The 20,926-nt window shown below is 45.4% G+C and carries 17 protein-coding genes and 2 pseudogenes; 11 read left to right on the top strand and 8 right to left on the bottom strand.

What is annotated here, in order from left to right; genetic code table 11:
* Positions 1 to 313: 313 nt before the first annotated feature.
* Positions 314 to 718: pseudogene (locus ACO0K1_RS18175) on the top strand (hypothetical protein); the annotation flags it as partial.
* 100 nt (positions 719 to 818) lie between these two features.
* On the opposite strand, the pseudogene ACO0K1_RS18180 reads toward ACO0K1_RS18175, so the two are convergent.
* A pseudogene (locus ACO0K1_RS18180) lies at positions 819 to 1,100 on the bottom strand (IS6 family transposase); the annotation flags it as partial.
* Between the two features lie 519 nt (positions 1,101 to 1,619).
* On the opposite strand from ACO0K1_RS18180, the gene ACO0K1_RS18185 reads away from it, so the two are divergent.
* Positions 1,620 to 2,444 carry a hypothetical protein gene (locus ACO0K1_RS18185; RefSeq protein ID WP_423028298.1) on the top strand — a complete coding sequence of 275 codons (825 nt, stop codon included), beginning with the start codon at positions 1,620 to 1,622 and terminating at the stop codon, positions 2,442 to 2,444.
* 192 nt (positions 2,445 to 2,636) lie between these two features.
* On the opposite strand, the gene ACO0K1_RS18190 is transcribed toward ACO0K1_RS18185, so the two are convergent.
* Entirely contained in the window at positions 2,637 to 4,040 is a 1,404-nt protein-coding gene (locus ACO0K1_RS18190; RefSeq protein WP_423028300.1) for an aspartate ammonia-lyase, read from the bottom strand.
* A 681-nt stretch (positions 4,041 to 4,721) separates the two neighbouring features.
* On the opposite strand from ACO0K1_RS18190, the gene ACO0K1_RS18195 reads away from it, so the two are divergent.
* Entirely contained in the window at positions 4,722 to 5,180 is a 459-nt protein-coding gene (locus tag ACO0K1_RS18195; RefSeq protein ID WP_423028302.1) for a phage tail protein, read from the top strand.
* 139 nt (positions 5,181 to 5,319) lie between these two features.
* Positions 5,320 to 5,811, top strand: a complete 492-nt coding sequence (locus ACO0K1_RS18200; RefSeq protein WP_423028304.1) for a TIGR00645 family protein — start codon at positions 5,320 to 5,322, stop codon at positions 5,809 to 5,811.
* A 179-nt stretch (positions 5,812 to 5,990) separates the two neighbouring features.
* Here the strand turns inward: ACO0K1_RS18200 and ACO0K1_RS18205 are convergent, their stop codons facing one another.
* Positions 5,991 to 7,385 carry an MFS transporter gene (locus ACO0K1_RS18205; protein WP_423028306.1) on the bottom strand — a complete coding sequence of 465 codons (1,395 nt, stop codon included), beginning with the start codon at positions 7,383 to 7,385 and terminating at the stop codon, positions 5,991 to 5,993.
* 109 nt (positions 7,386 to 7,494) lie between these two features.
* Positions 7,495 to 7,644: a hypothetical protein gene (locus tag ACO0K1_RS18210; protein ID WP_423028308.1), complete on the bottom strand. Its 150-nt coding sequence runs from the start codon at positions 7,642 to 7,644 to the stop codon at positions 7,495 to 7,497.
* Here ACO0K1_RS18210 and ACO0K1_RS18215 point away from each other — a divergent pair.
* From ACO0K1_RS18215 to ACO0K1_RS18225, 3 genes are all read left to right on the top strand, one after another.
* Positions 7,643 to 9,790: a sensor histidine kinase gene (locus ACO0K1_RS18215; protein ID WP_423028310.1), complete on the top strand. Its 2,148-nt coding sequence runs from the start codon at positions 7,643 to 7,645 to the stop codon at positions 9,788 to 9,790. The two genes, ACO0K1_RS18210 and ACO0K1_RS18215, sit on opposite strands and share 2 nt — an antisense overlap.
* Complete coding sequence (locus ACO0K1_RS18220) at positions 9,787 to 10,080, top strand: response regulator transcription factor (RefSeq protein WP_423028313.1); 294 nt, start codon at positions 9,787 to 9,789, stop codon at positions 10,078 to 10,080. Before ACO0K1_RS18215 ends, ACO0K1_RS18220 begins: the two co-directional genes overlap by 4 nt.
* Before the next feature lie 83 nt (positions 10,081 to 10,163).
* Positions 10,164 to 10,385 carry a LuxR C-terminal-related transcriptional regulator gene (locus ACO0K1_RS18225; protein WP_423028315.1) on the top strand — a complete coding sequence of 74 codons (222 nt, stop codon included), beginning with the start codon at positions 10,164 to 10,166 and terminating at the stop codon, positions 10,383 to 10,385.
* A gap of 455 nt (positions 10,386 to 10,840) precedes the next feature.
* Here ACO0K1_RS18225 and ACO0K1_RS18230 read toward each other — a convergent pair whose 3' ends face one another.
* Together ACO0K1_RS18230 and ACO0K1_RS18235 are read right to left on the bottom strand one after the other, a co-directional pair.
* A complete protein-coding gene (locus ACO0K1_RS18230; RefSeq protein WP_423028317.1) occupies positions 10,841 to 11,095 on the bottom strand; it encodes a hypothetical protein in 255 nt (84 codons plus the stop codon).
* Positions 11,096 to 11,232: 137 nt separating this feature from the next.
* A complete protein-coding gene (locus ACO0K1_RS18235) occupies positions 11,233 to 11,394 on the bottom strand; it encodes a hypothetical protein (RefSeq protein ID WP_423028319.1) in 162 nt (53 codons plus the stop codon).
* Between the two features lie 433 nt (positions 11,395 to 11,827).
* Here ACO0K1_RS18235 and ACO0K1_RS18240 point away from each other — a divergent pair, with 433 nt between their 5' ends.
* Complete coding sequence (locus ACO0K1_RS18240) at positions 11,828 to 13,984, top strand: alkaline phosphatase family protein (protein ID WP_423028321.1); 2,157 nt, start codon at positions 11,828 to 11,830, stop codon at positions 13,982 to 13,984.
* Positions 13,984 to 14,661, top strand: a complete 678-nt coding sequence (locus tag ACO0K1_RS18245; protein ID WP_423028323.1) for a hypothetical protein — start codon at positions 13,984 to 13,986, stop codon at positions 14,659 to 14,661. Before ACO0K1_RS18240 ends, ACO0K1_RS18245 begins: the two co-directional genes overlap by 1 nt.
* 180 nt (positions 14,662 to 14,841) lie before the next feature.
* On the opposite strand, the gene ACO0K1_RS18250 is transcribed toward ACO0K1_RS18245, so the two are convergent.
* Positions 14,842 to 15,147 (bottom strand): IS66 family transposase, encoded by a 306-nt coding sequence (locus ACO0K1_RS18250; protein WP_423028325.1) that lies wholly within the window; start codon positions 15,145 to 15,147, stop codon positions 14,842 to 14,844.
* Positions 15,148 to 15,618: 471 nt separating this feature from the next.
* Between ACO0K1_RS18250 and ACO0K1_RS18255 the strand changes: the two genes are divergently transcribed.
* Positions 15,619 to 18,864 (top strand): alpha-1,6-glucosidase domain-containing protein, encoded by a 3,246-nt coding sequence (locus ACO0K1_RS18255; protein ID WP_423028327.1) that lies wholly within the window; start codon positions 15,619 to 15,621, stop codon positions 18,862 to 18,864.
* A 236-nt stretch (positions 18,865 to 19,100) separates the two neighbouring features.
* Entirely contained in the window at positions 19,101 to 19,973 is an 873-nt protein-coding gene (locus ACO0K1_RS18260) for an alpha/beta hydrolase (protein ID WP_423028329.1), read from the top strand.
* A 53-nt stretch (positions 19,974 to 20,026) separates the two neighbouring features.
* Here the strand turns inward: ACO0K1_RS18260 and ACO0K1_RS18265 are convergent, their stop codons facing one another.
* On the bottom strand, positions 20,027 to 20,815 hold the full coding sequence (locus ACO0K1_RS18265) for a GGDEF domain-containing protein (RefSeq protein ID WP_423028331.1): 789 nt from the start codon (positions 20,813 to 20,815) through the stop codon (positions 20,027 to 20,029).
* Positions 20,816 to 20,926: the final 111 nt, after the last annotated feature.

Below are 20,926 nucleotides of genomic sequence, written 5' to 3' on the forward strand. Positions count from 1 at the left end.
TGGGTGAGATGTGTGTAGTTCATTATGCAATTTCGACTGGCCGGTCAAAAAGGCACAAATGCTATCGCATCTTGCCCTCATTAACCGGTACCGTTCATAAATTGCACTTCATCCTAGAATTCGCCTCGTCTTTTTAAAACTTAATGAGACGGAACCGGATATTGACTTGGAACAAAAAGATTATGCGAACCAATGGGATTATCATTTTTGTGCAAAATTGACAATTACTCTATCTGATAGCAGTCTGGATCTACATTTGAACGTTACGAATACAGACGACCGTCATATTGAATTTTAGTGTGGTTTTCATCCTTATTTTCGGACCACTTGCCGCCACCCTGAAATCATCGGACTGAAACCTACCCGTTATTTCGATAAATTAACTGGCTTGTATGGCCTTCAACGAGAATCAAATAGTACTGTCATTACCGCCCCAATCGATTCGATATTCATCCAGAGCGATGGAGATCTAATCCTCAAGGACGATCATCGGCGCGTATTAATACACCGTTCAGGCTTCAATGATACTGTCATTTGGACGCCATGGGATGGGGAGGAAGGTCTTTCTGATGATTTAGCGGTGGGTGATGGGCGATCATTTATTTGTGTCGAGCCCGCTAATGTCGCCGAAAAAGTCCAATTAGCGTCGGGACAAACCTGGACAGGGCGAATGCACCTGAAAGCCGAAACAAACGTATGTGCTGATGCTTCAAAGTGATAAGCGGCGTGCATTATGCATAAATATCGTTAGGGGGGAGGCAGGTTTAAAGGCACATCAACACCACGTTCTAAATACTGGTGAGGTTGATAATAAAACACTTCAATATAGTTTCATTCATGCGATAGCTCAGGCCCAGCAGCCACTTGCGATCGGGCAATACCTTGGACAATGCCGTCAAGATCTTTAACGTCCAACGATGCACTGTTGCATGATCCACTTCCTCGCCTCACTCGCCCATCATCTCTTCCAGATTGCGCAGGTTCAATGCATACGCCACGAACCAGCGCACAAACAGCAGCATCACATCAATCGGATAATGCAGCCGCTTAAGCACTTTGCGAAGAATGGATTCGTCGAATTGGATCGACAAGGCTTTCATGGCCGTCATTTTGCCACTGCGACTTCCAGCTTAATGCGATTGAGCTGTGTGTTCAAATTACTGGCAAGTTTTTGCAATATTTAAAGAATCTAATGGTCAAAGTTCGATGATTTATGTGTACTTAGGTTCTAAAATAGAATTTTGCTTTTGTTAAAAATAAATAATAAAAAAATAATTTTGATAAAAAATGTTTAAATTTATCGAATTTAACAAAACATACGTTTGGAATCAGAATAAAAAAAAGTGATTCTCATTTTTTATTTGGATTATTTTTGTGCTGTATTTACCCTGAATCCGGCTTGAAGACCTTAAGCAGGGTTTTGTATCGGCACCCTAAGTTGTACTTAAAAGTTGCAAACGTGGCATGCGATTGAAAAGATGTAACGAAGGAACGATGCTAGTGCGAAAATTTTTTTGACAAACGAATTTATGCACTTTTTGTGGGGCGGGTAAGTCTATTTAATTGAAGAATAAAATTTAGCTCTGCGTTAATTTAAATTAGTGAACGCATTGGAACTTATGACCGACTCTTTACACATCTATCTTACAAGCTCAACTATCTTTGTCAGGAAAAAGACAAGAATTTTTTTGAAATCAAAGCTTGAAAACGTTGGTGAATGGTCATGGAAAGGTCATATACCCGAAGCGTTACCCTGGGAGATGATACTTCCGACGGCTCAATCAAAAAAGACGCCGTTCGTGCATATTTATCTTGGTGGTGGAATGTGTAAATTGATGGTATTCGATTTACCCGAGAACCTTAATGACTTCGCGGAAACGATCGCGGAAGCCAAAACCCAGATGATACAAAAGCTAGGAATAAATCAAACAGAATGGCAATTTACAATTGATACAAACCATGCAAACCAGAAAGTAATTATTTGTGCTGCGCCAACGCAACTAATGGAAGCTATTCAAAAACTTGCAGCAATCTATCCAAAGAAAGTCATTTCGGTCTCACCATATATCAATGGCATTTGGAATTTATTGACGACAAGAGTACCTATGAATGATAAGACCGCACTATTCATATGTGAAGAAGATGCGATCACTGTGCTGGTTGCCGACAAGGGCGCCATTCAATTGATCACATCTATCTTACATAAGAAAGATGCCCTTATGATCGAGCCAGAAGTGGAGCGACTTTATATCGCGCTGAAATCAGAAGCGCCAATAGATCTTCGGTTTGCTTTTAATGATGCGATGGCATCCGCTCTGGCAAACGATTATTCAACTATGCTATTGCCATCACGTCACTTACCAGCATCAGCAACTGCGCCTGATTTTTGCGACTTAGCTTTCGTTGTGGCAGCTCAATCAGAAAGTCAATCGATGTTGAACTAATTATCGATGGATGGTCACTTAACTCATTGCGTCGTTTTGTCTTAAACCTAAGTATTCGCTATGCCTAATTGATGGTAGCAATACAGGGTTTAAAAATATTTTAAGCATTGTGATGCAGCGTTCGTCAATTTGAATCACGTCAATTATGACCCTCGACTTAGCCGAGCGCGAAGGTCATAACGGCGTGCTAAATCAACGATCAAATTCCGGGCTGATCAGGTTTTCAAACGAAAAGATTTCTTCCCAGCGCTGCGGGGTCATCAATTTTCGCTCTTCGACAACGATCGTGTGCAGTGACTTTCCGGTCTCATAGCCTTCACGTGCAATTTCAGCGCATTGTTTGTAGCCGAGCAGTGGCTTGAGCACTGTAATGATACCGAGTGAATTCAGCACCATTTCACGCATATGTTCTTCATTGGCGGTGATGCCATCGATGCAGTTGACTCGTAGGCTGTTGACGGCGTTTTCCATCGTTGAAATTGACGTGAATAGTGCATAGGTGATGACGGGTTCCATCACATTCAATTGCAATTGTCCGGCTGAAGCGGCCAGTGTCACTGTGAGGTCGAGGCCGATCACGAGGAAACTGGTCTGGTTGACTACTTCTGGTATCACCGGATTGACTTTGCCCGGCATGATTGAACTACCTGGTTGCATCTGAGGTAAATTGATTTCGTTAAAACCGCAACGCGGCCCGGAAGAGAGCAATCGGATGTCATTGCAAATCTTGGTGAGTTTGGCGGAAGTTCGTTTGAGCACGCCGGATAGCAAAACGTAAGCGCCGGTATCTGATGTTGCTTCGATCAGATCGCCCGCTAAGATGAACTTTTCGTTGGTTAATTCTGAGAGATACTTAGTGGCCAGTTCAGGATAACCAGGTGCTGCGGTCACCATAGTGCCAATTGCGGTTGCGCCGAGGTTGATCTCGTGCAGTAATTGACGAACCTCGCTCAGGCGTTGAACTTCCTCGCCGATGGTCGTGCCCCAACCGTTGAACTCCTGACCCAGTGACATTGGAACCGCATCCTGCAGATGCGTCCGACCCATCTTTAGTATTCTCGCGAATTCCTTACTCTTGGATATCAATGCCTCCTGCAGGAGCTGCAATGCGCGCATATAGCTATCAAGCCGCAGAATCAGTGCCAGCCTGAAAGCAGTCGGATAGACATCATTGGTTGATTGCCCGAAATTGACATGATCGTTAGGGCTGAGGTACTGGTATTCGCCCTTTTCGTGGCCGAGCTGTTCCAGCGCGACATTGGCAATGACCTCGTTAGCATTCATGTTGGTCGATGTCCCTGCGCCGCCTTGGATGAAGTCGGTGACGAATTGATCGCGAAGTTCGCCAGCAATCAAGCGATCGCAGGCAAAGGTGATTGCACCGGCAAGTTTTGGATCGAGAACACCAAGATCACGGTTCGCCAACGCTGCCGCTTTTTTAACATAACCGAAAGCCTTTACGAAGTAGGGTTCGGTCGACATGGGGACGCCGGTAATATGAAAGTTCTCTTTTCCACGCAGTGTCTGGACGCCATAATAGACATCATTTGGAATTTCTTTGGCGCCAAGAAAGTCTTTTTCGATCCGCATGCCCATGTTTAGTTTCCTTATTTTTAGCCGCCAGAGAGGCTGGCAACGTTGTCAGTAAAGCGCGATATGATGAACCGCTATTCAATTTAATCGGTTGTGATTCTGGTAAAGATGTGTCGATAAGCTTAGATACGCGGGTGATTCTTGTCTAATGCGTATTCAACATGTAACTATGCATATATTGCATAACTTTATTTTTTGTCGTTCTTTGTCATGCAATGTGGAGATGTCAGTGTGTTTTTTTTGGTAGCGGAATTCGCTGTAAAAATGATGTGGTGAAATCGGTAAACTGAACAATGATTGATACGAAAAAAGTTTCACTCGTGGACGATGCAGATATTCTTGCTCCGCAGCATTTGGTTTATCCTTTTCTCTTGCAAGACATCAAAGGCACACGAGTATAGAAGTACATATCGACGCTCACTGAACTTTAAAAAATGATAAATGCTGTTGTTTTTAATTTTGTCTGAATCAATCTACATAAAAGTCTAGATGAACCTTGCGCATATAATAGGCGAGGCATAAGACGTGTGAGACGAACGCATGTCATAGTGCTCAATGTTGTCTTGGCGGATCCTACAGTATTTGTCAAAATTGTTTTCTGGCAGTAATGCAAAATTGTTAGCTAGAATGATCTGTGGTTTGGCTGGAATTTTTTAATGAATTTTTTAAACTGTGGAGCAATGTATGGCTGATGAAGGTTCCGAGCAATCAACAACAATATCACCCGCACCGACATTTTATTTTCAAGTGAATTGGGACTCGCAAGTCATGTCGTTTGAAGAAATATCGGGTCTGGATGTGCCATCGGAAGAAATTGAATACCGTCACTCTGATACTCCTGGATTCTCCGCCATAAAAATGCCTGGCATTAAAAAAATCGGTTATGTAACGATGAAAAAAGGGCTCGATAAAGTCGCCAATAAATTTTGGGTTTGGTTTAATCAAATCAAGATGAACACCATCAAACGAGGGCCTGTGACCATTAGTCTTCTGGACGAAACGGGTAAGCCTACCATGGTGTGGACATTGGCAAATGCATGGCCAACTAAAATCACCGGAACAGACTTGAAAGCAGATGGTAACGAAATCGCAATTGAATCGCTTGAGGTAGTGCATGAAGGTCTGACGATCGCCAATAGTTGATCGGTTAGGTGCGGCATTTCGTTTAAATAGTTTGATCTCAGTATGATGGTAAAAAGTATTTTAATAGACAATGTAATCAATAAAACACGCCATCGACGGTGAATTATTTGGTTAATTCTTGCACTGAAAGGTAGAGTAAATGGAACGCATATTAGAACGCGGGATATTCAGATCACGCTGGTTATTGGCACCGATGTACTTGGGAATCGCAGCACTTTTGCTGCTGGTGAATATAAAATTTATCCGGCAATTCTATGATTTTGCGGTCGAGATTATGCACTGCACGCCAAAGGAATTTATCATTGGCGTTTTAGCTCTGATCGACGTCGTTATGCTGGCGAATTTACTCGTGATTTTTTTATTTGCAGGCTACGAAAATTTTGTTTCAAAGCTATCTACCGAAACCAGCGAAGATCGTCCCAATTGGATGGGGCATGTTGGATTTGGCGATCTTAAAATCAAGCTCATCAGTTCGATTGTTGCAATGTCTGCCATCGAGTTACTCAAGGCATTCATGGAAGTCAGCGTGTATTCTGATCGTGAACTTGGTTGGATGTTAGGGTTGCATTGTGTGTTTGTCGTCTCTGGCGTGTTGTTCGCGATGATGGACAAGATCACTAAAAAGGCTTAGTCAGATATTAGCCAGACATTTGCCAGACATTAGTTAGACATTATTCAGACATTATTCAGACATTAGGCAGGCACTAGGCAGATACCGCGCGTTTATGCGCAGTATCTGACAACTGCATAGTGCATTATGTTATGTCTGATAGGATTTGATGTATCCGTTATTTTCTACTGCGCCGCAAATTAGCGATCAGTCAGATCAAGATTTTCAAGATCAATTTGCGAAGTTTTACTTGTGTCGCGCATAAACCAGCAGACTAACAATGTACAAGAAATCACTCCCGTCGCATACCAATAGAACCCACTTTCAAGTTCTAATTTTTTAAACCATAGGGCAACATATTCCGCTGTGCCACCAAAGATGGATACGGCAAGTGCATAAGGTACACCAACACCGGTAGTCCGAATTTCGACTGGGAACATCTCTGCTTTAACGAGGGCGTTAATCGACGTATAGCCAGAGACGATCAACCATGCGCAGGCAATCAAAAAAAACGCCTCCCAGGGACCTTGAGCGTGCCGGATCGCAGTCAGTAGCGGTATAGTTAGTAATGTGCCTAGTGCGGCAAAACCAACCAACAATGGACGTCGCCCAATTCTGTCAGATAAAGCACCATAGAGTGGTTGCAGGCACATTGCAAAAATTAATGAACCAGCGGAGACAGCGGTCGTCTGCGCATCGGTTAATCCGACCGACAGACGCAAAAACTTTTGCATGTAGGTGGTGTAGACATAGAAGGCAAGCGTACCGCCCATCGTCAGGCCAATCACGAGAAGTACTTCACGAGGATAGCGTGCTAACTGACGCAGACCACCGAGTTTTGCCTTTTTATTACGGGCAGCTTCGAACGACTGTGTTTCCGGCAAATCATGACGCATCCTTAATGCGATCAAAGCCAGTGCAGCGCCCACTATGAAAGGGATACGCCATCCCCATTCACGCAATTGTTCCGCACTTAAAAAGAAATGCTGCAAGACCAGGAGTAACAATAGTGCTAATAATTGTCCACCAATTAAGGTGACATATTGAAAGCTGGCATAGAATCCGCGATGCTTGGAATCCGCCATTTCAGAGAGGTATGTTGCGCTTGCACCATATTCGCCACCGAGACTTAAGCCTTGAATCATCCGAGCGAGCAGTAATAAAAGGGGCGACCATATACCAACCATTGCATAGGTGGGGGCGCAAGCAATCAATAAGGAGCCAAAGCACATCAACAAGACGGACGCCATCAAAGCCGCCCGTCTGCCGAAACGGTCACCGACATAACCAAATACAACGCCACCGACGGGGCGAATAAAAAATCCTAAAGCAAAAATACCGGCAGTAGACATCATTTGTGCCGTGGCATCTTGTGCCGGAAAAAATGAATTTGCGAAATACAAAGAAAATGCTGCGTAGCAATAAAAATCAAACCATTCAACCAGATTTCCCGCGGATCCGATCAGAATAGCGCGAAGTCTGCTGAGGCTGATGGCTTCTTTTGTTTTGTCACCGTGGATAGGTGCATTGATCGGCGCAGCCGGCAGGGTGATAGGTTCGTGGGAGTGTGGTGCTTTGACGTTAATCGTGTTCATTGATGTCTCCGATGCGGTGATCTGTGTTTTATGTTTTTCTACCATGCGATTATTCAGAAAAATGTACATCTGGTAATCCGCGTGATTCACCTCTTCGGTCTCCGTAGTTTTACGGAGAAGAAAAATAAGCAACCACTTTATCGTGAACAATCGTTATGATCGCCTCATAGGCATAGGCATAGGCATAGGCATAGGCATAGGCATAGGCATAGGCATAGCGGGGCCATTTTTCGGTTTGTACGAATAATAATTTCAGCATGAACTTTCATTCATTTTTCTCATGGCGGCGTCAATACGGGTGGTGGATGTTTGCGTTCGTCGACCTGATCTTGATTGTTTGTGCCGGACGGTGGATGGAAGCGCGGGAAATTGCTGCTAAGACGCAAATGATTGAGCAGTCAGCCAAGGCGCAGGTTTTGGGCTTGCGTGGCATCGTTGAAAAGTATGACTATCTACCATATGTTGCTGCACAGCATCCCGATGTTTTAAATGTGTTGCGTGAACCCGAAAATCTGGTGTTGAAAGGAAAGCTTAACCAGTACTTTTCTGCGCTCAAATCTGAAACAGGTGTCGCGGCACTTTATGTGATTAGCGTTCAGGGAGTGACTCTTGCGGCGAGTAACTGGAATTCGCGCGATAGTTTTGTCGGGCAGTCCTACCGCCAACGTCCTTATTTTGAAGATGCGTTGGCTGGTCGCACCGGTCTCTTTTATGGCTTGGGGCTGACTACAGGGACGTCAGGATTGTTTATTGCTAAACCAGTGCTCTCGGGATCCGTCGTGATGGGCATTATGGTGGTCAAAGTGAGTCTGGATGCTTTGGTCAACGTCTGGTCAAAAAGTGCTGAACCACTGATGTTGCAGGATAGTCGGGGAATCGTTTTCCTAAGCTCGGTTCCTGACTGGCTTTATCACAGCAGAAAGCCATTATCAGAGAATGATTTGACGTGGTTACAACTCCATAGTCAGTATGGTAGTGCCCGCCGCTATACGGTCTTACCATGGCGGATCGATAGGAGTGATAAGAGTGATAAAGCACCTGAATTTGTATTACACGCGATGGTTAAAGACAAAGTACGAAGTTATCTGGCATCGGAAACGTTTCTACCTGAGCCTGGCTGGACGCTGATCGTCACAAGTGATTTAGAGGATGTACGACAGGCAAAGCTAGAAGCTTTGGTCATCGCGACATTACTCAGTATTGTTCTATTGCTCGGCATTTCATATTGGCGACTCCATCAACGTCGCTTGATAGAGCAACAGCATGCCAGAAAAGAACTCGAGCAGAGGGTGCTCGAGCGTACCCATGATCTTCAGGAAGCGCAGGCATTCCGTAAGGCGATGGAAGATTCGTTGTTGGTCGGTATGATTGCACGGGACGACACGGGGAAAATCATCTACGTCAATAATGCCTTGTGCGATATGGTTGGTTATAGCCAGGAAGAACTTCTCAATCGCCTGCCTCCCTATCCGTACTGGCATCCCGATGATCTCGATAAGCATTGGTATAACAATAGTCAATTATTGAACGGACACTCTGCGTCGCACGGGTTTGAATCGAGGATTCGTCATCGTTGCGGCGAGGATTTATTCATTATGGTCTACACAGCACCGTTAATTAATTCCAACGGCGTACGGCAAGGCTGGATGAGCTCTATTGTAGACATCACGGTACAAAAACAGATTAAAGATCGTCACCAAGAGCAGGAACGGGAACTGCAACGCAGCGCTCGTCTCGCGAGTCTCGGAGAAATGGCGTCGACGTTAGCGCATGAATTGAATCAGCCTTTAATGGCAATTTCAAATTTTGCATTGGCTGCAAAAGCGCTGACCAACGAGAGCGCGCCGGTGATGTTAGGTTCGGCCTTACAAGAAATCGTTGCTCAGTCAAAGCGGGCCAGCGAAATTGTGAAGCGGGTCAGGTCATTGATCAATCCGCAGCGTCGTGCGTATGAAATCGTCTCGATCCAAATCGTTATCACCGACGCATTAGCAATGTTGCAGCACGAAATTCAGCAAACCCAGACCGTGATTACGACAGACATCGAGGCCAACCTACCCGCAACTCGTGGCGATGGCGTCCTATTGCAGCAGGTTGTGATCAATTTATGTCAAAATGCTATGCAAGCGATGGAAGCTTTGCCACTGACGCAGCATCGCCTGGCGATCTCAGCAAAACAGATCGAGCGGACGATTCAGGTGCGTGTTGCGGATGCGGGGCAAGGAGTCCCCGACCATTTACTAGAACAGGTTTTTACCTCGTTTTTTACCACCAAGGCTGATGGCTTAGGACTTGGCTTGAATATCTGTCGCACTGTTATTGAAGCCCATGGCGGCCGGATCGTGGTTGAAAATAGCGAAGAGGGTGGTGCCGTCTTTTTGTTTACTTTACCAATAAGCCAATGAGTGATTTGCCATTGATGTTGTATGTCGTCGACGACGATGAAGCACTTCGTCGCTCGCTTCATATGTTACTTTTTTCACAGGGTCTACCTGTCCAGACCTTCGACTCCGGCGAGGCTTTTCTGGCCGCCGTGGATCATCGTAAGCCGGGTTGCGTTGTACTGGATCTTAGAATGCACGGCATTAGTGGTTTGTCCGTTTTAGAAGAGTTAAAAGTGCGCCATAGTCCCCTTGTTACGCTGTTTTCTCCGGGCATGGGGATATTCCAACGGCTCTTGAGGCTGTTCGATTAGGCGCTTACGATTGGATTGTTAAACCAGACGTAGAGCAACTATTAGAGAAATTACCTGGTGCGATTACAGAAGCGAATGCAAGGATGCAAGCCTTACAGCGTTGGAGTGAACTGACGGTTCGTGAACGTGAAGTCGCTCGCCTGGTCTCTTTGGGACATAGCAACAAGGACATCGCCCGCCAGCTTATTCCGCCCACAGGACCGCGAACCGTAGAAACACATCGTTCAAATATTTTCGATAAACTACATCTGGCCAATTCGAATGAACTGAGTCGTTGGTTGGGTCTGTATAGTTGGTTAGAGTAAAGCTGTGCTGTAGAGATTCAAGATGCCCGGTAACGCCTCGTTATCAACGTGAGCGTACCTTCGGTCTGCCAGTAGGGTCATCGATCGATGCGCCTACATCACCACCATTTCCAAAATCGCTGTTGCTAATTCAACAGATATTGGTTGTTACGCTTTGATGAAATCCCTCAAAAAAATAAATCTATCAATTAAAAAAACAGAGGTGTCTGCTGAATTTAATTGCATTGGTATTCAAGTAATTCAAGTAATTCAAGTAATTCAAGGAGTTAAGAGACCAAACTGGTGGACAGATTAAAACCGATCCAAATTTGGCATTTCAGATTGTAGCAAACCAACATTACAATATTCGTGCTGGCGCTATTTTATTACAAACACGAGCCGAAATTTCGGTGCAGTTGAAATTGGTTACTAACTTGCATATCCTGGGAGTTCCTGTTCTAAAGACGTTTCCCGCCTCAAGAGATACCGATTACTACAACGCCAATACCAGCAACCCAAATCCACCAATGGCGGCTCGTGCGGTGCAGAGCGATATAAAGAATTCCAACCGCTATCCCCATTCTTACCTTTGAGATGCCGAGCATCATGATATTTCCAACAAGCCAATCAATCGCGCTCAGATGCAACAGGCCATATAAATGGTCGCGATAGTCGCCTTCATAGGCCGTCACAGAAAAACTAATCTGCAAAATCAGGACGCGATAAACCATCGCTATAAGAGTATCAATTAACTACAGTGGGCGTACTTTTTTGCAATCTAATCACGCGTACTTGCCAGTGCTCTGGTTCGCAATAAAAGCAGTGCTGTAGCCAGACCAACGATGAGATTAAGCAACTTCAACCAATTTCAACCAATTTCAATCAATACCCCCCAATACCCCCAATACCCCCAATACCCACGTTTGAAATAGGCATCGGTGGGCGCTTTTGCGACTGTTGAATTACGGGCAATGTAGGTTTCAGTGGCTGCCAAGGAGGTCAGGCGGTAATGCCACTCTCCATGCATCATCCATCGTTCAATTTGCGCTATCGTCGCGATCACTCTTGAGAAGAGTACAGCGAGGTCTATAGCGATCCATAAAATTTTTTCTCTAATTCAGTCTCCTCTTAACATTATTGATTTTTATAAAACTATAGGCACTTGAATCACGTGCATAGGGCCTTCCTGAATATCTTCAAAAAAATCCGCATGAAGATTCATCCGCTGGAGCAACTAGTTCAACATTCAGCCAATGGGCGAAGGCGATAATTTAATAATTTCAAATTCGCATCAGTTTACTAATAAAGCTGCGCTAATAACTATGCTAATCAATGACACAAAATAAAACTTGTTCAGATACGCCTTGTCACTGGCTCGTAACTTTATTCCAATACCATCACTCTGCCTGATTTTTCCGCCACCTGTCATACCACTCTTCCTTATACGCAAGGAGTTTAAAGCCATGAAATATGCAATATCTATGATTGCCACACTGACTGCCAGCTTGATGCTAGGCGGTTGTGGCAGTTCTTCTACTACATCGACAACCACACCAGTAACACCAGCGATTACTGCTACCCGCACGATCATTATGGTGTGGGACGGTTTGCGCCCAGATTCTGTTAACGCCACCGATACACCTAATTTGTATGGCTTGCGTCAATCCGGAGCCAACTTTACGGATAACCATTCGACGTATCCAACCTTCACGATGATGAATGGCTCATCATTTGCTACAGGTTCTTTTCCTAAAACCAGCGGTTTTTATGGCAATACATTCTGGACGCCACCACAAGGAACAGGCAACACCATTCCTGCTGGTAATAGTGCTGGTGGTAGCGCACAAGATTACGTTGATCCAGTCTTTACTGAAGACTATCAAGTACTCAATACCTTGAACAATTACTACAGTGGTCAGTTGTTGCTCGTAAAGAGCTTGTTTGCGACGGCGCAAGCGGGTGGTCTGGTGACTGCGACCATCGGTAAGAGTGGTGCGGCGTATATTCAGGATTTGGGTAAAGGTGGCTACTTTCTGGACGAGAATACAGTCTCGCCACGTAGCCTGGTAACAGAACTTCAGACGGCTGGATATGCATTGCCTACCAATACTGTACGTGGCTATTCAGGTACTGATGCAGTAACGCTGTCTGCAACAAACGGCAATCCAACTGCACGTGCTGGTTATGTGACGTTCAATACCACTGCATTTGATCCTAATGGTGTGCAAGCCATTGCGTCGCGCGATCCTAGTGATGCGACCCAAGGTGCACCAGAAGATGCAGCAAATAAATACATGATGTCCGTATTTACTTCCTATATTCTGCCAACCAAAAAACCAATGCTGTCTCTGATCTGGTTCCGTACGCCAGATAATGTCGAGCACGGTTATGGCCCAGGTACTGCCAATGCCAAAGCAGGCTTGCGTTCACAAGATGCACGCCTGGGAGAGTTGATCTCTGCTTTGCGTAGCAATGGTTTGGACAGCACAACTAATATTATCGTGGTGTCGGATCATGGCCACTCCAGTGTTTCTGGTCCATTGAATCTTTACCCATTGCGTACTATCAATGCTTCCACAACCTTGCCGAATGGTCCGTTGGTCAATGGCTCTACCAGTGGCACCAATACTGCAAGTATCGGCGGTGTTGCTGCGAGCGGTGGCTATTCATTTTCTGGTGACGTGCGCTCTGCAGATTTGCTGACCTATCGCGGCTTCAATGCTTACGATGGCACTAAGTGTGCTGTTTCTCCTATGTACGGTTTGAACGCAGCAGGTACACCAACTTTAGCAGTTCAATTGGATACAACTGGATCACTGTGCGGCGCGGCTAACACGAAATACCAGGCGATTAGCGCAAGCCTGGCCAAGCCTGTTGCAGCATTTGCAGTTCCAGCACCAGGTTCACTACCTGCAAATGGCATCGTTGTAGCTGCTAACGGTGGTTCAGATTATTTCTATGTACCAGGGCACGATGCAACTACAGTAAAAAATCTGGTGAAGTTCCTGCAACAACGTGAAGAATACGGTGCAATTTTTGTTGATAGCCGTTATGGATCAATTCCAGGTACCTTAACGATGGCGCAAGTGAATCTGGAAAATGCAAATCGCCAGAACAATGGTCAGCCAGATGTTGTCGTCAGTTTTAACTGGGATAGTACGGTTTCCATTCAAGGTATTCCAGGCATCGAATTTGAGAGCTTTAGCGCCGGTCAACACGGTATGCATGGTAGCTTCGGCATCACAGATGTCCACAATACCTTGATCGCATCTGGCCCGTCGTTTAACAATACAACGATTGGTGGACCTTCTGGTAACGTTGACGTTGCACCAACGGTTGCCTACTTGTTAGGTTTGTCTATGCCGCAAGCGGATGGTCGTATTCTGAACGAAGCCTTAGTGACGCCAGCCAGTAAATCAACACCAAGTGTGGTTGCAAGCACTGTAACCCCAGCAAGTACTGCAACTGGCTTACGATTTGAATTGCCTACCGATCCAACTGGAGCAACTGCGGATTCTTCATTGACTGGTAGTTACAACATTAACCTCGGTGTTAAAGATCTGACCGTTGATGGTAAGACTTACCGTTATTTTGATTACGCAAAAGCGATTCGCCAATAATGAAATTTTTTATCCCTCGCACAGCGAAGGGATTCAGATTGTGGCTCGCGATAGGTGCTATCGCGAGCTTTTCTCATCTGAATGCCCACGCAGATTCTCTTAGTTTTAATAAAATTTTTAGCGACAAAGGTGAAAGCAAGCGCCTGCATTACCAAGCCGTATTCACGGCAAAAGGTGAAGAGCACCAATTAGAAATTTGGCGTGATGGTCAACAACGTTTAAAACGGCGTACTGACGACACGATAGAAATCTATGCGAATCGCAAACCTGGTGATGTTGAGTACAGCTTATCGATTTTGGATCTGAAAAAACACATCCACACCCGAATTGATCGCACTAATTTGTACCGTATAGGAAATTTTACGGATTGGTTTGATTTGGCACACGGCTTGAAGCATCCAAAGGGTGAATACCGTTTAGAAAAAGCTAGTGCTCCGGCAAAAGCGCCTGAAACATTGAGTCCATGTCAGTGGTACGATTTGATTCAATCGGATCGGGCAACCCATATCTGTTGGAGTACTCGTTACCGCTTACCGTTGCTGATCGTCACTTCTGAGGGTCAAGTTGCATGGCGGGTCAGTGCAGTCGATGAAAAATTGATTGCACCTGGTACCTTTACGATTCACGATGAAGGATATATTCGTAATGATGCGAATCAGGATATTGAGAAGGATTAATTTCCTGAGTTGTTGTCGATAAAGAAATAAAAAAATGCCGCGAAGAGATTCAGTGGCATTTTTTTCGACAAACGATTTTCTATTTATTAAATTTCACTTATTTTATTTCTCTCACGATGCCAAACATCGGTAACTGATTACCCACGCTAAATCCTAAATGATTAAGGAATATCTTGTAAATCAGATCGCAGTGGATCTGCGCCATTTTGTACCCAGTGCCGTCCAACTGAGTAACCCATCCTTACGACCCGTCGGGATAAACCGCAAAGCGCGTTCAAGGTGGTTCGTGTCAATCACCACATCTGGATCGTCAAGGTGCACCTCCACCCCAGCGCGACACTCGCAGATATATGACAGCACATCTATAAATCGGTTGCTTGGCAAGAATCCACGCTCATCGAACAGCTTCACGATCCAGGCAAAAAATTTTTTGGCAATTGAATTAGCCTGATCTTGACACAGTTTTAGCGTGGTTCTGCGCGTCAAACTTTATGTCGAATCTGTGACTCGATTCGACATAAAGTACCAATCCAATCAAACGTTTGCGCTGCTGGTTCTGACTCCATAGCATTGGATTCATCAATTTTACATCTTGCGTGTGCAGAGTACTGGGCGTGCGTCAGACCAGTCGTCTCACAGCGACTGCTTCTTGCGACATTAGAATCCTGTTTTTTGATGTTGTAAGTCTATTTTGCGATCTTGGTGTAGTGAAATATGCCACAATCGTAATGTAGTTAGCCTACATTCAATATCTAAGAAAATTACATAAGTAATTGATTATTCAGTTAAAAGCGATAAGTAAGCTATTAATTGTACAAAAATAGTTGCTGCTATCGTTTACATTAAATCTAGTTTAGTTACATAATCGCTCAGAGGATGAATTCCTCAATACAGATCGAATCGGTAAAAAATAAGCCGAAAGATATAAAAAATACAATTAAAAATCTGGAGACGGTAATGGAAATAAACTCGCTACAATCACGGGTTGTTTTGTCCCACGGTAATCTAATAAACAAGATTTTCAGTGTTAATACCAAGCCTGGCCGCCTCGCAACGGCGGCACTCGCGGCAATGACTTTGTCGTTAGCGGCGTGCGGTGGCGGCGGCGGAAGCGCGGCTGCTCCCAGTTCGCCAGGAACACCGGTTGTTGTTGACCCACCTCCTGCCGCGGCGACTTTGCGGGTGCATTTTTACCGTAGCCAAAAAGATCAAACAAGCTGGGGCGTTTATTCGTGGCAAGGTCCCAAAACGCCGTCCAGTGGTTGGCCAGGAAAACCATTTATGTTTACAGTGCCGGATGGTGACGGTTGGGGGAATCATGTTGATATCCCTATGGATACCACACAAACACAGATGGCTTATCTGATTTCGATGCCCAATGCAGCGGGAACGGACGCTGCCAAAGATTGTGCTTCAGGTAATAATACTTCGGTTAATTTAAATGCAAACTTAGCGACAACCGGCCAGGAAATTTGGGTCGTATCGGGTGTATGTACCGCCTATTCAAGCGAACCGCCAAAACCGGCGGCATTTAGTTTCGCCAATGCGAAGGCAGTCTGGCTGACGTCGGACACCCTAGTATGGCCAGGTGCTTCCGCTTCAGCGCAATACCAATTGGTGACCGCGGCAAATGGTGGTTTATCGGCGAACAGCGCGGGTGTGGTGAGCGGCAGTGATGGTCAGTATCCCTTATCTGTGGTCACCGCCGGTTTTAGTAGTCTGCCTGCGTCAGTGCAAGCGCAATATCCTCAATACGCTGGTGCGACGGTCCTGAAGTTGTCAACGCCGTTGACTGCAACGCAATTGGCAAGTGCGATAACAGGTGAAATTGCCATCGTTCAAGCGTCTTCAGCCGGCGTCGCTATTGATGGCACGCAATTGCAAATTGCACCACTACTCGATAACATTTACTCGCCAACCAAACAAAGCGCGGCGCAAACATCCAATCTGGGTGTGACGTTTTCTTCAGGTATTCCTACTTTTAGCGTATGGGCACCAACAGCCAAGTCAGTCGCTTTAAATATTTATAGCAGTGCGTCTGCGACAGCGCCTTCTTCGACACAGAATATGACCTTGAATTCTGCGACGGGTGTTTGGAGCTACACAGCAAGTAATAGTAATTGGACTAATACGGCTTATTACAGTTATACCGTCAATGTGTATTCTCGCTATGCTGCTGGTGGTTCAGTTGTTACTAACACGGTCGCTGATCCGTACGCCGTGTCGCTCAATGCCTTAGATCTGACCAATCCGGCGAATCATCATTCCATGGTACTCAATCTTGCTGATGCAGTTGCCATGCCTGGAGGCTGGAATACGCAAATGTTACCGACAACCTTAGATGGTACCGATAGTGCTATCTATGAGCTACACGTGCGTGATTTTTCTGCGGCAGATTCGAGTGTGGGCGCGTCGTCCGTCGGCAAATATGAAGCTTTTGGACCCTCCAATATTGGAATAAGCAACGGTATGTTGCATTTGGCCGCTCTTTCACATGCTGGCCTTACACATGTCCATTTATTGCCAGCGTTTGAGTTTGCGAGTATTGATCAATTGCATTGTGCGACACCAAGTATTCCAAGTTCTGTTGGTGCGGACTTAACAGCACAAACGACGGTGCAAAGTACTCAAAATAGCGATTGCTTTAACTGGGGTTACGATCCATTGGTGTATGGCGCACCGCAAGGAAGTTACTCAAGTAACGCAAACGATGGTACGACCCGGGTACGTGAGTTCCGTGACATGGTACTTGGATTGCATAACATTGGATTGCGCGTGATTATGGACGTGGTTTATAACCATTCCACTTCAGCGGGTCAAAATGGTAACTCCATTCTGGACCAAATTGTGCCGGGTTATTACTATCGTTTAGATACCACTGGCAATCCAACCACGAACTCTGGTGCAGGTCCTGATTTGGCAACAGAAAACGCCATGGCCGAAAAGCTCATGATTGATACCTTAACTCGTTGGACGGGTCAATACAAAGTCGATGGCTTCCGTTTTGACATCATGAGTTTGATTCCGAAACAAGTGATGCTTGATGCGCAAGCGGCGGTGAACCAGGTGGCATTAGCAGATGGACGGCGGACTGCAAGTGGCCCAGGTGTCTATTTTTATGGTGAAGGTTGGAGCCAAACTGGGTTGAACTTTGTTAATGCTCAACAGGCAAACATGGCTGGCACCGGTATCGGTACTTTCAATGATCGCTTGCGTGATGCGGTGCGTGGCGGTAGCCCATTTGATAGCGGCGCGAACATGGTTGCACATCAAGGATTTGTCAATGGCCTCTGCTATGATAATAATGACGGCTCTAGCTGCAGCGCTGCCTCAGCACTGTTCACGTTGCAGAACCGAATCAGTGTTGGTTTAGCAGGTAATTTAGCCAGCTTCCCATTGAACGCATCAACCACCGGCGCGCAGCTTGATTATTTTGGTTTGCCAACAGGATATACGGCAACGCCGCAAGAAAATATTGCCTATATCTCTGTACATGATAACGAAACACTGTTCGACGTCAGCCAATATAAACATCCAGTGACGACCTCGACTGCCGACCGTGCACGCGCTCAGGTTGTTGGCATGTCGTTGGTGGCCTTGGCGCAAGGTGTACCGTTCTTCCAGGCGGGTGACGACATGCTGCGTTCCAAGTCCATGGACAGTAATAGCTATAACTCTGGCGACTATTTCAATCTCATTGATTGGTCCGGCAAAGGAAATAACTGGGCTGTCGGTGCTCCACCTCAAAATACGGGGAATAATGCGGCAAACCTTTCAGCAATGACGCCATTGCTCAACAATGCAGCATTGAAGCCAACAAGTAGCGATATTACCAATACGACTTTGGCATTCCAGGACTTCTTACGCATAAGACAGGATACATCGATGTTCCGTTTGAAAACGGCGACAGCCATATCCAGTTGCGTTAGTTTCCCGGATCAAAGTGCGCAACAGCCAGGATTGATTGTGATGAAAATTTCTGGCGCAGCGGGCTGTGGCGATAGTAAATACAAGAGCATCGTGGTTTTATTTAATGCCAACAAAATAAGCCAAAACTTTACGCTTTCTTCGTATGCAGCTTCGACCGTGAACTTGCATCCGATACAGCTTAATGGTAGTGACGCAAAAGTAAAAACTGCTGGATTCAATGCGGGTACATTTAGTGTTCCAGCACGGACTACCGCCGTATTTGTACAGTCTTAAAAATTTGGGTGCGTCGAAAAGCACAGACACAAAATGGTGTCTGTGCTTTTTTTGAAATCAACTAACCAATCAATCACTCAATCGAGCATTCAATTAATTAATTAACTAATTATGGAGGCTTTATACGATTAAGGCAGAACCAAGTCACGGTTTTAGTATCAGCTGTTGACGTGGTTTTTTGCCTTTTTGATTCTTGGTGCAGGGAGCGAAAAAATTCATACTCAAGGAGTAAGACAATGCAGCCAGTCGTAAAATATATCACTCTGATTGGTACGATGTGGCTCGTGATGTTTGGCAGCCCTGTTGCAGCAGAGGAATCAATGCGACATTCAACAGCGCAGCCCGAAGTATCTCTGCTAAGTGAAAAACTGGACATGCCGGGACTTAATCGCCAGCGACAAATTCGAATTTATGTTCCACCCGGATACGCAACTTCAAATAAACGTTATCCCGTTTTGTATATGCATGACGGACAAAACTTGTTTGATGCTGCCACCGCCTATGCCGGCGAGTGGCAGGTGGATGAAACTCTCAATGCGCTGGCTAAATCTGACCAACTTGAAGTGATTGTTGTCGGCATTGATAATGGTAATGAAAAGCGAATGACCGAGCTGAACGCCTGGGACAACTCGCAATTTGGAAAGCAAGAAGGCAAGCAATACATTGAGTTTATCGTCAAGGCACTTAAACCTCTGATTGACCAACGTTATCGCACGAAAGCGGATCGTCTGAATACGGCGATGATGGGGAGTTCTATGGGCGGATTGATTACTCAATATGCAATTAATCAATATTCAGATGTATTTGGGAAAGTAGGTATTTTTTCACCATCCTATTGGGCAGCACCGGATATATTTAGCTTTTTAAAATCCACACCAGCGGCCAAGGATGCTCGTTTGTATCTGATGTCAGGAGGCCGCGAAGGCGGAGGCGTGAGTCAGGCACAAGATGCAGGGCGAGCCTATGCAAGTATCTTGGCGACAGGTCATCCAGAGCGTCATATTAAGCTGAAAATTGTACCGGAGGGTGAGCATAGTGAAGCATTATGGAGGTCCGAATTTGGACCTGCAATGCTTTGGTTATTTAGGCCGGAAAATTCTGAAAATTGATTTATCAGTACTTTGTACGAAAATCCTGCGCGTCCTTTAGGGCGTGGAGGGTGTCAAGTCGCGACCTTAACAAGGTTACGCCCCGATTGTTTAGCCAGATAGAGCATTTCGTCTGCTTTTGAAAGCCATTCTGTCACCGATCTGTTGTGACTCATGCTGGTGACGCCGATCGAAATCGTCACGGAATAATTTTCAATAATGGTAGTTTCGGCGACCAGTTGACGTAATTCTTCTGCAAGCGACGCGGCAGATTTGATATTCGTTGAGCCAGCAATGATGATAAATTCTTCACCACCATAGCGGAAAATCTTATCGGTCGCCCGCGTGCGAGTACGTAACAAGTCACAAATGCGTACCAGCACTTGATCGCCAAATGGGTGACCAAATGCATCATTGATCCGTTTAAAATGATCAATATCTAAAAGCAGCATACAGGAAACATTTTCGCCATCCGCTATGGAAAGATAGCGGGCAAGATGGGCATCAAGCGCTCGCCGGTTGCCTGTTCTTGTCAAAAAATCGCGTTCCGCTTCTAAATTTAATTCTCTGTGTTGAATGCTGGTGCGGTGAGAAAAAATATAGGAGAAAAGGTTGATTAAGATAAATGTGATGATGATTGTCAGCAGGTTTAGCAGGGGGATTTGCGACATCAGGATAAAGATTAAAGCAGACAAAGAAAATGCGTTAATAATTACTGCAGTATTGGGACGAAGCATGAAATAAGCAGAAATCATGGTTGGATAAGTCCAATAGATAAGGTTGATCCCATTTACCTTTACCGCGATAACCATGCCTGTTGAATAAAAAATCGTGACTAGCACACTCGCGGTAGTTGTCAACAAAGATGTCGCGTCAAGTCATGCTGCTAGCATTAGTTCCTCTGCCTGATTTCGTTTCGGATTCAGCCAGACCTCGTCCTTCAATTTCCAATCCCGCGTCGTACCAGACCAGCG

Origin of the sequence: Undibacterium sp. SXout20W (assembly GCF_049340285.1) — a bacterium.
GTDB lineage: Bacteria > Pseudomonadota > Gammaproteobacteria > Burkholderiales > Burkholderiaceae_D > Undibacterium.